This is a genomic window from Legionella massiliensis, assembly GCF_000756815.1.
Taxonomy (GTDB): Bacteria; Pseudomonadota; Gammaproteobacteria; order Legionellales; family Legionellaceae; genus Tatlockia; species Tatlockia massiliensis.
Genome location: NZ_CCVW01000004.1, coordinates 644740 through 659880, shown reverse-complemented (window position 1 = coordinate 659880; position 15141 = coordinate 644740). Strand labels below are relative to the sequence as shown.

Sequence of the window (15141 nt, the reverse complement as noted above, 5' to 3'; positions counted from 1 at the left end):
ACCTATTACTTACACAATTGATTTCCTACGTAGATAATCAAGCAAATTTCTAGGCCGATAGCTTTTATCCAACAAAAATCGCTCCATTACACTTTCATGCAAGGACTCGCAGGTTAGTCTGTTTGGGCTGTCTATTTTTCGATAATAAGGTGAAATAAGTCGATACAAGCCGGTTCTGGAGTTTTGGCAGGCTTGCAAAAAATTGGGTTCTATTTTAAGGGGCGCTAATCCCAAACCGACATGCTTAGCTTTTTCAGCCATCCATGCCAAAGCTATATCGGATAACCCTGCTGGGATATAACCGCCACCAACATCACAATGAACGCCCGCAAACCAGACTTGTTCCATCTGTTGATGACTATCCTTCTCGGTCTTTTCCCATAAGGCTGGTTGAAAATAAAGTCGTTGCTCATCAATAGCAACAGCATGATAGGCATTTTCAACAATGCCGCTCAATTTATAATCATGAAAAGTGTTTTTTCTCATGGAGATTTTATTGAATAACAAGGGATTACCTAAAGCACCCACGGTGTCCCAAACCCCGATAAATTTAATAGGTGTGAGATTGGCAATCGCATAACTGCGGCGAAATAGCGTTGCTTCTATGGCGCGGGGATGCGAATCTGAGCTGCGTGAGTTATAAAGTGCAAAGGCCTGTTCAACCTTATCAATTGCATTTAAACGGAGAATTCCACAACAACGAATCATTCCTGCGAGTCTTCTTACTGTAAATGCGCCACGGCTAAAGCCAAAGAAGAATAATTCATCGTCAACCTCATAATTATGAATAAGATAACGATAGGCACTAAGCATATTGGCAGTTAAACCGTCGCCAGTTGCACCGTCTCTTATGCGCCTTAGCCAATTGCCCTGAGTCCCAATACCAGGCTCATAAAACATCATTTGTTTTATTCCAGCGCTCGTTTCTTCAACTACACCAGCTATTTTCGCTACGTTAGTTTGAGCGTGAAGGCCGTTAAGCAGCGCATCAGGCGTGTTCCAAGTCCCATCACAGCAGATTACAATACGCTTCATGCCCTGCCCCTTAGTGTTAACTATCTCTAATCTAACAAACAAAAAAGTATTTTTTCAATCTAGCATTTTGGTAACTTTCAACTTACATTAAGCACTATGGTTATTGATTTTTGTTTAGTTAGAGAAACAATAAATTAAAAAATAATCATATTTTTCATTCAGTTAATTAAGGAGTAATTAAATGACAAGCTCAGCTATGCGAGATCAGAAAAGTGATTGGTTATTAACACCAGAAAATTCAGCCCTCATCATCATTGATTATCAACCTGTACAAGTTAATACAATTGCCTCGATGGATCGCCAAACTTTGGTGAATAATATTGCTGGGGTTGCTAAAGCAGGGGTAACTTATGGTTTACCAATTATCCATTCCTCTGCGAATGTTTCAACGGGCCTGAATACGCCTCCAATTCATCAATTACGTGAAGTTTTGCATGAATATCCAACCTATGATCGTACTAGCATTAATGCTTGGGAAGATACAGAGTTTCGCCAGGCAGTTAAAAATACTAACCGCAAGAAACTTATCATGACAGCATTATGGACTGAGGCTTGTTTAGCTTTTCCAGCTCTTGATGCCCTACATGAAGGATTTGAGGTTTACGTTGTTGCAGATGCAGTGGGTGGGACTTCTGTCGAGGCTCATAATTTTGCTTTGCGACGCCTTGAGCAAGCTGGCGCCAAAATGATCTCTGTTGCCCAATTATTCTGTGAACTACAACGTGATTGGAACCGTAGTAAAACTGTCCCAGGTTTCATTAATCTATTTGTTGAAACTGGTGGTACTGCTGGGTTGCAGTTTTCCTATGAGCAAAAATAATTGTTCTTATTCTTATAATTGAGAGGGTTTCTCTCGTCATTAAGAATGCTGCGAAGCAATCCAAAGTTCAGATCTAAGGGATTGCTTCGTCACTGCCTTTCTCGCAATCAAGCGTTTATCTAGTTCCGAACAACAATGACCTATTGTATAGTTAGCACAAATTTAATCAGATATAGCTCATAATTTATGAAACATAAAATAGAATCTCTCTTACAAGAAGCCATCAACAAGCTCGCAATACAAGATCAATTAACCTTTCCTGCAATGTTAACGGTCAATATAGAGCGCCCTCGCGATTCGAGTCATGGTGATTTTTCCAGTAATTTAGCAATGGTGCTGGCAAAAATAGTGGGAATGTCTCCACGAGTTCTAGCAGAGCGTTTGATCGCCTGTATTCCTTCTGATGAGGATATTGCACAGATTAATATCGCCGGTCCTGGGTTTATCAATTTTACTTTAAGCCAGCAATGCCTTAGCTCGCAGCTTGAAGCTATATGGCAATCCCCTGCTTGTGGAGTACTTGCAAACCAACAAAGCCACACCGTTGTCGTTGATTACTCGTCGCCAAATTTGGCTAAAGAGATGCACGTAGGTCATCTGCGTTCGACAATTATTGGCGATGCTATCGTGCGAGCTTTGGAATTAAAGGGTTACAAGGTGATTCGCCAAAATCATGTCGGTGATTGGGGTACACAATTTGGTATGTTGCTCGCACATTTGGAGGATGAGGAAAACATCCATCCCGGCGAAGTTCAGTTAAATAATTTAGAAAGTTTCTATAAGGCAGCGAAAGGTCGCTTCGATACAGAACCTGGGTTTGCCGAGAGAGCGAGGCTTCAGGTTGTACTCTTACAATCTGGCGATCAGCACTGTCTTGAGTTATGGACTAAGTTTATTAAATTATCTTTGGCCCATTGCCAGGATGTTTATCAGCGTTTGGGCGTTTCGCTACAAACCTCAGACGTCAAGGCTGAGAGTGCTTACAATGATTTATTGCCAATGATTGTTGATTCCTTACGCCAACAAGGATTATTAGTAGAGCACGAAGGGGCTCAATGTGTCTTTCTTGATGAGTTTAAAGGAAAAGATAATGAGCTTCTCCCAGTCATCGTGCAAAAGAAAGATGGTGGCTTTTTGTATTCAAGTACAGACCTGGCAGCTATTCATTATCGACAAAGCCAGTTAAAGGCAGATCGCGCGCTTTATGTGGTCGATGCGCGGCAAGCCCTACACTTTCAACAAATATTCGCTTTAGCCTATAAGGCTGGTTTTGCCAAACCAACGATGCAATTGGAACATGTAAGTTTTGGCATGGTGCTGGATAAATCGGGTAAACCCTTTAAAAGCCGAGAAGGTGATGTAACCAAATTAGCTGATTTGCTTGATGAGTCAGAGCGACGCGCAAAAGACCTGATTAGCTCAAAGCAAACAGCTGATTTTTCACCAAAAGAATTGCAGGAAATGGCAAATATCCTGGGGATTTCATCAATAAAATACGCTGATTTATCAAAAAACAGGAGCAGCGATTACGTTTTTGATTGGGATACTATGTTAAGTTTTGATGGTAATACAGCCCCCTATCTTTTATACGCCTATACACGCATAAATAGCTTATTTCAAAAGGCTGGAATCGCTTCAGAAAAGTTAACAAAGCCAATAATATTACGAGATTTTCATGATCTTTCCCTAGCTAAACAATTAACAATATTTCCCGAAATAATTGACAATGTAGTTGCTAAGGCTTCACCGCATTTGCTCTGCACTTATCTCTATGAATTAGCTGGCTCTTTTTCTTCATTTTATGAGGCCTGTCCTATCTTAAATCAGGACGATATTTTACTTAAGGAAAGTAGACTGAAACTGGCGGGATTAACTGCAAAGATTTTAGAACTTGGTCTGTCTTTACTTGGAATAAAGACTTTAAAGCGAATGTAAATGTAATAGGTCACCCCCGTCATCCAAACATCACCCGTCATCTGAGGGATCTCCGGGATTAGCACTGTGCCACACCTCTCTACGTTCGACATGACGTACGTATTTGCAGGGGGGATGACCTATTACATGTAAATAAGGTGCCTGGGTGCCACTTCGCAGCATCCAGGCTACGGACTAATTATCTTTAAGAGCATTTTGCTGATTGTTCACCACTAAGGCATGGTGGTTGTTTATCAGTTGTTTCAGCTTTATCAGCAAAGAAGACATAAAAATTTTCAGCGTTCGCTGCATCTTTAGTATAGCTAATAAAATCCTCTAAAAATTTCACTCCATCACTTCGCGGAACCAAATCTTGGATTACGCAAATAGCGATGAACATCCTGGCTAATTCAGGTGTAATTTCACCTTTATTTTTAAATGAAAAATGCTCTTTTCCATCAATAGACATTTTTGTAGAAGGATAGCCCAACTGATTCAAATTTTTGTTGACAATTGATGCCTCAGGATAAATGAAATACTCTGTTTTAATGTAATATTCACCATTCTCATCCAAGCCACGTGTTTTTAAATAAGTTTGTTTTGGCGCAATAATAAGCTTTTCACCAGAAATATGAAAAGTTGCTTTTTTAGTTTCAAATTTAAATGCTGGCATAGGATTCCTCCAGTAAAATATTTCGTTTCTTGGAGGGATTCTACAATACGAATATTAACGAATTATTAACATATTTATTTAATTTTATATGATTAAAATATCAGAAATTCATTAAGCTAAACATCTTGAGACTAGATGTGCTATCTTTTGTTATTAACTCAATAGCAGCATAAGGATTTGCTTATGATTATTTCCTCTCCTTCTGATTATCGTCTAGCAGCAAAGCGCAGATTACCTCGTTTCTTATTCGACTATATTGACGGCGGTGCCTATGGTGAAAATACCTTGCAGGCGAATACAGCTGAGCTTGAACAAGTCAAATTACGTCAAAGGGTTTTACAATCTGTTGGCGAAGTTAATCTAACAACAGAATTATTTGGTCGTAAGCAAGACTTACCAATTATTTTAAGCCCTGTGGGTATAACAGGGATGTATGCTAGGCGTGGCGAAGTTCAGGCTGCCAAGGCAGCAGAAAAAAAAGGAATCCCATTTACACTCTCAACCCTGTCAATTTGCGCTTTAGAAGAAGTTGCTTCAGAAAGTGAGCAGCCAATTTGGTATCAACTTTATTTCCTCAAAGATCGTGGCTTTGTGCGAAATATGCTTGAAAGAGCCCAGGCCGCCGGAGTAACTACTTTGGTTATTACCGTTGATTTGCCCCTCCCAGGTGCGCGCTATCGTGATGCGCACTCTGGTTTGTCTGGACCTTGGTCACGCCAAAGACGTGCCTTACAAGCGATTTTTAAACCAAACTGGGCTTATGACGTTGCTCTAAAGGGACGGCCTTTAGAACTTGGTAATGTTTCGCGGTATTTAGGAAAGTCGACGGGTTTAGACGATTATATGAATTGGATTCTTAATAATTTCGATCCCTCACTGGGTTGGGCTGACCTCGAATGGGTCCGAGATTTTTGGAAAGGTTCGATAATTATTAAAGGGATCCTCGATCCCGAAGATGCGCGTGATGCCGTGAAATTTGGGGCAGATGGCCTTGTCGTTTCAAACCATGGCGGAAGGCAGCTTGATGGTGTTCTATCAACAGTCAAAGCCCTACCCGCAATTGCAGATGCAGTAGGTAATAATTTAATTGTCCTTGCAGATTCTGGCATACGCTCAGGGCTTGATGTGGTGCGCATGTTAGCCTTAGGAGCTAAGGGCGTTTTGCTTGGTCGAGCCGCGGCTTATGCCTTAGCAGCGGCAGGACAAGCTGGTGTTGAGAATCTACTGACAATTTTTGCGAGCGAAATGAGCATTGCTATGACTTTGACAGGGGTTAATTCCTTGGCACAAATTGATCGTACAATTCTTGCTTGAGAACATGTTCTGCTTGTTCAATTTTGTGTTGGAATACCCCTCATCCGCTCTTCGGGCACCTTCTCCCCTGAGGTGAGAAGAGAAAGATGCGGATGAGGAGCACTGGTTCGAGGTTCTCTAACATTGAGGACTTTCTTCAATCTGAAGAGTGAAAGGTTGCTGAATTTTCTCATAAAAACACCTTGAACTAGACGACATTTCACTATCCAATAATCGTACGAATTGAATGGAATCATCTAAGGCATCAAACGAGCTTGCCTTGCTTGCAATAGGAATTAATTCCAAGTTTCTTCTTGTTCCATTTGCAATCCAGCAAATGAGCATATTATTGGCTTGCATGAAATTATCGAGGTCGCTGTCCCAATCAACTACTTCTTCTAGCAGACTGACTTGATTAAGTGAATGAATTTTTAAACTGCGATTCAATTCCTTGGAAAAAACAGCCCACTCTAAATATGCACCATAAAAACTGCAATATTGTTGACGAACATGGGCAGGAAATTCTCGCTGAAATTGCCCGATTCGATCGAGCCTGTGCTGCTTCAGCTCATCATTTTCAATCTTGAAAATGTTAAATAGCGAATTAAAATCCTCAAGTTCGCGAATATATAATTCCAAACTATAATGCGTTTTCTGGTATTCAACACCTTTATATTCATAGATCAAGCCATTGATCATAACGTCTTTAATTTGGTTAATCATTTCAATACGCTGCTCATCATTCACAATGCAGTTCCACATCATATTCAACATGCTTGTATCTCTTGCCCACCAGGCGTATTGAAGGGCTGAGGCTTTAAAAAATTTGCGATTGGTATTATCAGAAAAATTTCCCTTACTAAACATCAAATCAGCACAGCGCGATAATACTGCTTTTGCTCTGTCCTGACTTCCATGAGCAACTTGATGTTGTAGATTGTGTATTCTACCTTCAGTCGATTGAGTAAATAGCGACGAGGAGCTAGCTGTAGATTTCAGCTTTTTACTTAGCTCTTTGTGTACAATTATTTCGCTGGATGACATTTGTTGTTCCTCAATGGTTTAATATTTGCCTAAAAGGTTACCATATTGGAACGGATGTCTTTGATATTAGTTTTTAATACTCACTATTAGCAAGCTACAAAATTTGTACAATTTGAATGGTTGGTCATCCTGAGTACCTCTCCCAAAGACGTACACGTCATGTCGAACGTAGAGAGACATCTCCTTATGTGTATTCAGGAGACCCGGGATGACGAGGTCTTTATCGATGTTTGCCCCAATGGGGCTGGGGCACTCAGGATGACGAAACGAAAATTAACTTTTATTTCTATGCTGCATTAAAGCAGAGAAAAACTCAGGCTTATTCAAGCCGATTGCAGCAAAAATCTGCGGTACCCTATCCCAGCTATTTTCTTGCTCAATACTTTGTACAACAAGTTCGAAGCCTTTATCTTTATCAGGAGGAAGCCCCCAGCCATTGATGTGACAGAGACCATGTAAACGCCTCGCCTCAATATGACCAAGCTTCTCAGCAGACTCCAAAAACACTATTGCCTCGGTGTACAGCTGGTTCATATTACGTTCATTACTAGCATTTGCAAAAAGCACCTCTTGCTGGACTTTATCGCGAAATTTAGCTTCTTCTAATAGCTGCTTACCTAGCTGGTATTGTGCATTGGAGTCTTCAAGATCCGCGGCTGCTCGCAGACAGGCTTCTTCCATTTCGGCTGCATAGGGATAATGTTTATGACCAATCAATCCTTTATAAATACCGCCAAGTTCATGATAGATTGCTATTTCCTTTGCAAGAACCTCATCACGTGGCTGGTTATGCACGCGGTTACCCTGCATGGCCTTTATTTTTTTTGTTAATCTCTTAATTTTTCGACGTTTAAAAAACATAGATACTCCTTTAAATAGATGGTGGAGCAACCAACCATTCAACCAAGGTAATTCCAACTATAACCAGAATGATTAGAAAGAAAATTTTTAGCCCGAAACTAATTGTTTCCTGGATGTCTCTTTGCATTTCCGCATGTTTTTCTGGGTTTTCTTCGGTGAGACCATACATTTGTTTTTCAATGTATTTGGATGCCCACTGCGAGATGAACCCAGAGATTACAGCTGGAATAATGAAGGTAAGAAAAACCATCCACGATGCACCAGAATCACCGAAATTATAATTTCCCTTATACCATTCCCTAAGGTTCGGAACTAATTCGGGAACATCATAACCCCAATTCCAAATGAGATAAGGAAAAATATAAAAACCAAATCCAGCTAAACTTAAACACAATAACAAAGAAATCAAACCAACAACAAAAAGCTTGCTATTCTGTTGGTAACGGTCCTGTTCCATATCTATCAACCCTGGAATTAAAGTATTGTGAAACAACTATAAACCATGCCAAATTATCATACTTTATAATTTGACTAGTATCGACATTAGTGAACATAGCAGAAGCCAGGTATCTTGCCAAGTAAGGAACCTTGCTTTTAGAATTTCTATTTAAAACAAAGGATGCAAAAATGAAACGATACGTTTTCATGGTTTCAGACGGAACAGGTATTACTGCCGAAAACTTAGGCAACAGCTTGATTACTCAATTCGAAAATATTGAATTTGAAAAACTAACCCTTCCCTACATCGATACTGTTGAGAAAGCAGAGGCAGTAGTTGAACGAATCAATATCTGTCATGACGAAGAAGGCGTAAAGCCTCTGATATTTATGACCCTAATTAATCAGGAGGTCGCTACTACTATCAATCAAGCTAAGGCTCATGTCTTTGATTTATTTAACACTTTTCTTGGCCCTCTTGAGGAAGAGCTACAAGTTAAATCTTCCTATACTGTAGGACGTACTCATGGAGTCGCTAATTTGCAGACCTATTCTCATCGCATCGAGGCAGTTGATTATGCTTTAGCACATGATGATGGCGTGAAAACACGGGGCTATGAGAAAGCAGATATCATTTTAATTGGTGTATCACGCTGTGGGAAAACGCCCAGTTGTTTATATATGGCGCTTCATTTTGGTGTACTTGCAGCCAATTACCCTTTCACTGACGATGATTTAACCTATTTTATCCTTCCAGAAGCTTTAAAACCTTATAAGAAGAAATTGTTTGGCCTGACAATTGATCCAGAGCGTTTACAACAAATAAGAACAGAGAGGCGCCCTAATTCTAAATATGCCTCCCTTGAGCAATGCCGCCTTGAAGTCTCTGAGGTTGAAGCCATGTATAAAAAAGAAAATATTCCCTATCTGAACTCCACTCGATTCTCTATTGAGGAAATTGCTACCAAGGTATTGGCAATTGCAGGGATTAAGCGAAAATTCTAATGGAGACATAATGGATAACGAGCTCAAATATCAAGAAGCACGACGAAATTTTAGTCAATGGAGTCAACAGATTAAAGATTCAATATTGACTGAAAAATCAAATTTGATGCACAGCTATCGATATTATTTTGCCAATGATCCAGCTTTCATCAATAAATTACAGGGTTTTGCTCATGTGGTTAGCTATCAGTTAGAGCCCTTAGTCCAAGAAAACAATCAAGACCCAAACCTCCCCAGGGTTGAACATTACAATGCTATAGGTGAGCGTGATGATCGGGTTATTCATCACCCTTCTTATATCGCTGCGGGGGATCTAATTTATGGTTCTGGGCTTATGCACTATCTGCTAGAACCAGGGCAGATGCTTAAGACGCTGAGCTTATTTTTGCTATCTTCCCATGCTGGAGAAGCAGGTCATAATTGCCCGATTGCCTGTTCTGCTGGCGTTATTCGCGTTTTAAAAAATCATTCAAACTTAGAGCAAACCCACTCTTATCTGGAAAAACTGACCCACCCCTCCTTTAGTGACAATTTTACTGGCGCACAATTTTTAACAGAAATCCAAGGCGGCTCAGATGTGGGGGCCAATGCAACCCTGGCTTATCAGGATAAGGATCAACAATGGCGAATCACTGGGGAAAAGTGGTTTTGTTCTAATGCAAATGCCGATCTGATTTTGGCTACCGCCCGTTATGATAAAAATAGCTCAGGTACCAAGGGGTTAGGCCTGTTTCTCATTACAAAGCGCTTAGCTGACGGTAGACCAAACTACTATAAGCTAAGACGTCTTAAACAGAAAATAGGTACACGCTCAATGGCGACTGCTGAAATCGATTTTGAGGGGGCAGTTGCTCAGCCCGTGGGGGAATTAGATCAGGGGATTCATTTAGCTTTGGGACATGTTTTGCATCTTTCAAGAATTTTTAATGCCTTTTCAGTCTTGGGTATGGCGCGACGGGCCCAGCAAGTTGCTTATTCTTATGCCCTAAACCGCTCTGCATTTCAGCAAAAGATTATTGATTATCCGTTGGTAAAGGAAACATTGGCACAAATAAAAGCAGAAAATACTGCAATGATGGCAAGTATCTTTTTTATGGCTGAGTGCCAGGATAAGCTCGATGTTATCCCCTATAAGGAACAAGCCCAAACACAGCAGCTCTTAATGCGAACCCTGGCAAATTTGAATAAATATTTCACTGCCAAGCGTACTGTAGAAAATATCCACCACTGCCTCGATATTTTGGCTGGAAACGGCACTATAGAAACCTTCTCATCCTTGCCGCGCTTATTACGAGACGCCATCGTTTGCGAGAATTGGGAAGGCACTCATTTCACCCTATGGATGCAAACACTAAGAGATATTGAAAAATTTCAAGTAGATACCTTATTTATTAACCATCTTGAACAAATGATGGCGAGAATTAGCGCAAGTTTTGCTGATAAGACCCTGTTTCAAGAGAATATTAATCAATTGAGCACGCAAATTAAGACTATGAAAGTCCAAAGTCCCGCATTGCAAACCTTAGCGATAAAGGGCGTTGTTGAACAAATGGCTGCTCTCCATGCCGCGCTCGCTTTGGCTATAGAAATGCAAGGGGCTGAACCATCAAAGTCTAAGGAGGCTGCATTAAGATTGTTTGCTAATCGTTATCTGCAAAAAGAGGTAGTTTCAGGTGAAGAGTATTTAGCCCTTCTGGATGCAATCGAATAGGTTGCTTCCGTCATGCAGCAACAAGCGCATCGCTATATAAACACCTTTGCTCTTTTCCCACTGATTGTGAAGCAAAAATAAAAATGAAATCTATACTATAGGATAGAGAAATATAGAAAATTCCCAAAAAGAAAGTATATGAACATTCAATTAGATCAAGTTTTAAAAAATATTGATGCATTCAAAAATATTGATGAGGATTCTCTACTCGAGCTAACAAAAAAGTTTGAATTTGTTTTTCTGGAAGAAGATGTAATCATCTTTAATCGTGGCGATCAGGCAGACTATATCTATATCTTAATAGAGGGAGATCTTCTTACTTATTTATTAGATAAAAATAATAAAATGCATGTTATTGGTCATATTAAACCTATAAAATTATTTGGCGAAATTGGCGTTTTATCAGGAAAATCCAGGACACTCACATGTAAAACCACTTCAAAAGCTACTCTTGCTAAATTACCGGCAAAAGATTTTAATGAGCTATGCAATAGTTATCCTGCTGTTATGCAAGAAATACTGAAAATAATTATCTCTAATTCACAAAATACTATAGATTATATTTCTGCAGAGTTCTCTTTAAATTGGCATGTTATTATCTCTTCAAATAAGCAAACTGATTTGAATGAATTTTCTAAAGTTATGCAAGCTAACATTTCTGCTAATTTAAAGACAAAATTAATTTGCTCAGATGATATTAATTTGATATTGCACGCAAGTGACACTGCAGCTAAAGAATATAATCACTTAATAGTGGTTACAAATTCAATTGATATTTTATTAAATAAAAACTGTTTTCATCATATAAAAAAAATTTATTTACTATCAGATAGTTCAATTCATGACAAAATTGATAAAAGGACCTTAGATGTTATAAAGAATTCTAAGTTTCCCTTGGAATTGATTTTATTACACTCAGATGATGTTAAGGAGCCAATTAATACTTGCCATTGGCTTAATCAAAATGATTTCTTGCTTCATCATCACATAAGGAAAAATAATAGTAGTGATTATAAGAAAACTCTTCGTTTCATATCAGGTAAAACAAATGCTCTTGTTTTAGGTGGCGGCGGTGCCAAAGGATGGTTTCATGTAGGACTTATTAAAGCATTAATTGAGAAAAACATTGAAATTGACATTATTAGCGGAGTAAGTGCAGGTGCAATTATTGGTGCTTGTTATGCGATCGATAAAGACATTGATAGTATTACTGAAAAATTGAGATATCTCTCCAGAATATTTTATCAACTAACTCAGTATAGAAATTTGGCATGGCCACTTATATCTATATTTAAATCTTCAAAAGCAATTGATGGTTTACAAGAGATATTCAAAGAAAAATATATTGAAGATCTTTGGGTTTCTTTTTTTTGTATAAGCGCTAACTTGTCTTTATATAAGGAGTCTATTCATTCCAAAGGAAGTTTAGTTTCTAGCCTAATGGCATCTAATTCACTACCAGGTATTTTGCCTCCTTATATTATTGATAAAAAATTGCATTTTGATGGCGGGATAATCAATAACCTGCCTATTGATATAATGCATAATTTAGTGGGATCTGAGAGCACTATAATTGCCTCAAGCCTTACCAATTTAAGCCCGGACAAGCACGAGTATGACTTTCCAAAAAACGTTAATTTTTTACATTTTATTAGAGAGAAAATAAGAAGAACTAAAACTAAAACCTCCTATCCTGATATGAAAGATATATTTCTACAATCTCTGTTGCTTAGCGCATCTTTGAAAGAAAAAAATAATAGTGAAAATGCAACGATTTTAATCAATCCAAGCCTAAGCGAGTTCAGCATATATCAGGTTAGTGAAAAGGACGAATTAGCATTATTAAACTATGGTTATTTAGAAGCTATAAAAGCATTAGAACCTTGACGATTGAGACTATTATGAACAGTTTGACAATACTAAATTTATATAATCAATTCATATTTTACTTGGGTCGTAAAAAGTTATTTGAAGATACTCCATACCCGGATCTAACTCTCACTTTTCCTGATACCAAATTATTTGAAGATAATTTTAATTTAATTCGTGATGAGTACCTCAACTATTTGCTTCTTAATAATAAGAAGCATTCTATGGTTGAACTCGGAATATTTGGGGGCAATTCAAAAACTAATTTACCTTGGAACAAAGACTGTACGATGAAAGAGGATGAAGTAGATGCTTCTCTAGATTGGTCCAGTGTATTTATCAAGTTAAATAATAATATTGTTCCAAGGAATGCCGAACACTTTCCGGTTCTGGCAGCTTTGGTGAGTCAAATGCCGTTTATCGTTAATGCTTTTTTCTCTCATTTGGGCCCCGGATCTGTAATTGCTCCGCATCGTGGTTATAGCAAAAGCTTTTTACGTTACCATTTAGGGATTCTTATACCTGATGGTCAGCAATGTTACTTAGAAGTTGATGGAATAAAGCATTATTGGGAACTTGGAAAGGGAGTTGTTTTTGACGATATGTTTGTTCATTCTGCGTACAATCATTCAACTCAGGATAGAGTAGTTCTTTACATTGATTTCCATAGACCCCTTCCTTTTCCCTACGGTTGGCTGATACGAAAGATAAGCAATCTCTTAATGAATAACTCATTTGTAAAGAAGCTTGAAAAGAAAGTTAATGAATAATACTTGCATTCGAAGGCTATATGCCCTTCTCCCCTTGGGGACACTGCCATTAAGTTAAGGGCATTTGTCATTCCCGCGAAGGCGGGAAACCATCTCTACATTGGCACTGTGCTTAGCTAGAAATAGTTTCCCGCCTTCGCGGGAATGACAAAACCTTCCTTAACTTAATGGCAGTGTCCCTTGGTGAGAGAGGACATCTAGCCTTCAAACCTGAGGTATTGCTTCTTAAGTTGACGCCATTGGCTGACCGATTACCTTAGTCCCTAACTTGCCAAAGCTCCATAAAATCAACAACTGTCATGGCTGCAAGAGAATTAGTATCATTCATCGCCTCTAATATTTTCTCAACTTGCTCTGGCTCGTAACGAGTAGCTAGATTGCGTTTAAATTTTTCGAGTAACACGGGAATACCCTCCTCGCGACGGCGACGATGACCAATAGGATATTCAACAGTGATTAAGTTGGATTGGCTACCATCCTTGAAGACTAATTTAATGCTATTGGCAATTGAGCGCCTTTCAGGATCGTGATAATCACGTGAAAATTGCAGATTTTCACTGACATACATTTTTTCACGTAGTTGATCGATGCGTGGGTCAGCCGCAATCTCATCCTCATAATGTTCTGCCCGCAGATCGCCATGCAATAGGCCAATAGCGACCATATATTGCAGGCAGTGATCTCTATCTGCAGGATTATGCAAAGCACCCTGCTTACTAATAATGCGAATTGCTGACTCATGGGTGATTAACTCGATACGAGCAATCTGATCAAAGCGTTCAGCTACTAAGGGATGTAAGGCAACTGCGCACTCTACTGCAGTTTGAGCGTGAAATTCGGCAGGATAGGATAATTTAAACAGCACGTTTTCCATGACATAACTACCATAGGGGCGCTGGAATTTGAATGCCTTGCCGCCAAAGAGTACATCATAAAATCCCCATTTTGGTGCAGATAAGGCACTGGGATAGCCCATTTCGCCTGCTGCAGCAATCAAGGCTAGCCGCACTGCTCGGGATGTCGCATCCCCTGCTGCCCAGGATTTACGTGAGCCAGCATTTGGTGCGTGTCGGTAGGTTCTCAGACTTTGTCCATCAACAAAAACCTGCGACAAGGTACGCAACATCTGATCTCTATCAGCGCCGAACAGCAAAGCAGCAACAGCAGCACTAGCAACCTTTACTAAAACAACATGATCTAAACCTACACGATTAAAACTATTTTCAAGCGCTAAACAGCCTTGAATTTCATGGGCTTTTATCATAGCGGTCAATACATCCTGCATGCTTATTGCTTCTTTGCCTTCTTGCAGATTTTGACGGCTGACATAATCGGCTACTGCGAGAATAGCCCCTAGATTATCAGAAGGATGTCCCCATTCAGCAGCTAGCCAAGTATCGTTGAAATCCAGCCATCTAATCATTGTTCCGATATTAAATGCGGCTTGAACAGGATCAAGTTCGTAGCTTGTACCCGGTACTCTCGCACCACCTGCTAAAGTAGCACCCGGAACTACAGGTCCTAGCAGTTTGGTACATTCAGGGAAATTGAGCGCTAACATTCCACAACCCAGGGTATCCATTAAGCAAAGTCTTGCTGTTTCATAAGCTGGTGCGCTAGTGATTTCAGTATTTAATACATAATCAACTATGCCGCTAATTACTGGGTCGTAATCAGGCTTAATATTGTCTTCTACATAGGAATGCAT

Annotated in this window: 13 protein-coding genes; 7 read left to right on the top strand and 6 right to left on the bottom strand. The window is 39.4% G+C overall.

Annotation, left to right across the window (positions count from 1 at the left end; translation table 11 throughout):
* Positions 1–9: 9 nt before the first annotated feature.
* Entirely contained in the window at positions 10–1035 is a 1026-nt protein-coding gene (locus tag BN1094_RS17575) for a DUF2235 domain-containing protein (protein WP_044012514.1), read from the bottom strand.
* A gap of 181 nt (positions 1036–1216) precedes the next feature.
* On the opposite strand from BN1094_RS17575, the gene BN1094_RS17570 reads away from it, so the two are divergent.
* Both BN1094_RS17570 and argS read left to right on the top strand, forming a co-directional pair.
* Positions 1217–1855 carry a hydrolase gene (locus BN1094_RS17570; protein ID WP_044012513.1) on the top strand — a complete coding sequence of 213 codons (639 nt, stop codon included), beginning with the start codon at positions 1217–1219 and terminating at the stop codon, positions 1853–1855.
* 186 nt (positions 1856–2041) lie between these two features.
* Entirely contained in the window at positions 2042–3790 is a 1749-nt protein-coding gene (argS, locus tag BN1094_RS17565) for an arginine--tRNA ligase (RefSeq protein ID WP_044012512.1), read from the top strand.
* Positions 3791–3974: 184 nt separating this feature from the next.
* Here argS and BN1094_RS17560 read toward each other — a convergent pair whose 3' ends face one another.
* The gene (locus tag BN1094_RS17560) at positions 3975–4442 is read right to left on the bottom strand and encodes a hypothetical protein (RefSeq protein ID WP_044012511.1); all 468 of its coding nucleotides are present in this window, start codon (positions 4440–4442) and stop codon (positions 3975–3977) included.
* A gap of 183 nt (positions 4443–4625) precedes the next feature.
* On the opposite strand from BN1094_RS17560, the gene lldD reads away from it, so the two are divergent.
* On the top strand, positions 4626–5756 hold the full coding sequence (gene lldD, locus BN1094_RS17555; protein WP_044012510.1) for an FMN-dependent L-lactate dehydrogenase LldD: 1131 nt from the start codon (positions 4626–4628) through the stop codon (positions 5754–5756).
* A gap of 117 nt (positions 5757–5873) precedes the next feature.
* Here the strand turns inward: lldD and BN1094_RS17550 are convergent, their stop codons facing one another.
* The 3 genes from BN1094_RS17550 to BN1094_RS17540 all read right to left on the bottom strand — a co-directional run bounded on the left by BN1094_RS17550 (position 5874) and on the right by BN1094_RS17540 (position 8097).
* On the bottom strand, positions 5874–6779 hold the full coding sequence (locus BN1094_RS17550; RefSeq protein ID WP_044012509.1) for a hypothetical protein: 906 nt from the start codon (positions 6777–6779) through the stop codon (positions 5874–5876).
* A 273-nt stretch (positions 6780–7052) separates the two neighbouring features.
* Positions 7053–7640 carry an SEL1-like repeat protein gene (locus tag BN1094_RS17545; RefSeq protein WP_044012508.1) on the bottom strand — a complete coding sequence of 196 codons (588 nt, stop codon included), beginning with the start codon at positions 7638–7640 and terminating at the stop codon, positions 7053–7055.
* Between the two features lie 10 nt (positions 7641–7650).
* A complete protein-coding gene (locus BN1094_RS17540) occupies positions 7651–8097 on the bottom strand; it encodes a hypothetical protein (RefSeq protein ID WP_044012507.1) in 447 nt (148 codons plus the stop codon).
* A gap of 170 nt (positions 8098–8267) precedes the next feature.
* Here BN1094_RS17540 and ppsR point away from each other — a divergent pair, with 170 nt between their 5' ends.
* From ppsR to BN1094_RS19030, 4 genes are all read left to right on the top strand, one after another.
* Positions 8268–9083 (top strand): posphoenolpyruvate synthetase regulatory kinase/phosphorylase PpsR, encoded by an 816-nt coding sequence (gene ppsR, locus BN1094_RS17535; RefSeq protein ID WP_044012506.1) that lies wholly within the window; start codon positions 8268–8270, stop codon positions 9081–9083.
* Positions 9084–9093: 10 nt separating this feature from the next.
* Complete coding sequence (locus BN1094_RS17530; protein WP_044012505.1) at positions 9094–10794, top strand: acyl-CoA dehydrogenase family protein; 1701 nt, start codon at positions 9094–9096, stop codon at positions 10792–10794.
* Positions 10795–10932: 138 nt separating this feature from the next.
* Positions 10933–12681, top strand: a complete 1749-nt coding sequence (locus BN1094_RS17525; RefSeq protein ID WP_044012504.1) for a patatin-like phospholipase family protein — start codon at positions 10933–10935, stop codon at positions 12679–12681.
* Between the two features lie 14 nt (positions 12682–12695).
* On the top strand, positions 12696–13433 hold the full coding sequence (locus BN1094_RS19030) for an aspartyl/asparaginyl beta-hydroxylase domain-containing protein (protein WP_052403364.1): 738 nt from the start codon (positions 12696–12698) through the stop codon (positions 13431–13433).
* A 256-nt stretch (positions 13434–13689) separates the two neighbouring features.
* Here BN1094_RS19030 and BN1094_RS17515 read toward each other — a convergent pair whose 3' ends face one another.
* Positions 13690–15141 carry a bifunctional 2-methylcitrate dehydratase/aconitate hydratase gene (locus BN1094_RS17515; RefSeq protein ID WP_044012503.1) on the bottom strand — a complete coding sequence of 484 codons (1452 nt, stop codon included), beginning with the start codon at positions 15139–15141 and terminating at the stop codon, positions 13690–13692.

What these genes read in the sequence shown, in the direction of transcription:
- BN1094_RS17570 (WP_044012513.1), top strand. Translation starts at nt 1,217, where the DNA reads ATGACAAGCTCAGCTATGCGAGATCAGAAAAGTGATTGGTTATTAACA.
- BN1094_RS17575 (WP_044012514.1), bottom strand. Translation starts at nt 1,035, where the DNA reads ATGAAGCGTATTGTAATCTGCTGTGATGGGACTTGGAACACGCCTGAT.
- BN1094_RS19030 (WP_052403364.1), top strand. Translation starts at nt 12,696, where the DNA reads ATGAACAGTTTGACAATACTAAATTTATATAATCAATTCATATTTTAC.
- lldD (WP_044012510.1), top strand. Translation starts at nt 4,626, where the DNA reads ATGATTATTTCCTCTCCTTCTGATTATCGTCTAGCAGCAAAGCGCAGA.
- BN1094_RS17550 (WP_044012509.1), bottom strand. Translation starts at nt 6,779, where the DNA reads ATGTCATCCAGCGAAATAATTGTACACAAAGAGCTAAGTAAAAAGCTG.
- BN1094_RS17530 (WP_044012505.1), top strand. Translation starts at nt 9,094, where the DNA reads ATGGATAACGAGCTCAAATATCAAGAAGCACGACGAAATTTTAGTCAA.
- BN1094_RS17525 (WP_044012504.1), top strand. Translation starts at nt 10,933, where the DNA reads ATGAACATTCAATTAGATCAAGTTTTAAAAAATATTGATGCATTCAAA.
- BN1094_RS17560 (WP_044012511.1), bottom strand. Translation starts at nt 4,442, where the DNA reads ATGCCAGCATTTAAATTTGAAACTAAAAAAGCAACTTTTCATATTTCT.
- BN1094_RS17540 (WP_044012507.1), bottom strand. Translation starts at nt 8,097, where the DNA reads ATGGAACAGGACCGTTACCAACAGAATAGCAAGCTTTTTGTTGTTGGT.
- argS (WP_044012512.1), top strand. Translation starts at nt 2,042, where the DNA reads ATGAAACATAAAATAGAATCTCTCTTACAAGAAGCCATCAACAAGCTC.
- BN1094_RS17545 (WP_044012508.1), bottom strand. Translation starts at nt 7,640, where the DNA reads ATGTTTTTTAAACGTCGAAAAATTAAGAGATTAACAAAAAAAATAAAG.
- BN1094_RS17515 (WP_044012503.1), bottom strand. Translation starts at nt 15,141, where the DNA reads ATGCATTCCTATGTAGAAGACAATATTAAGCCTGATTACGACCCAGTA.
- ppsR (WP_044012506.1), top strand. Translation starts at nt 8,268, where the DNA reads ATGAAACGATACGTTTTCATGGTTTCAGACGGAACAGGTATTACTGCC.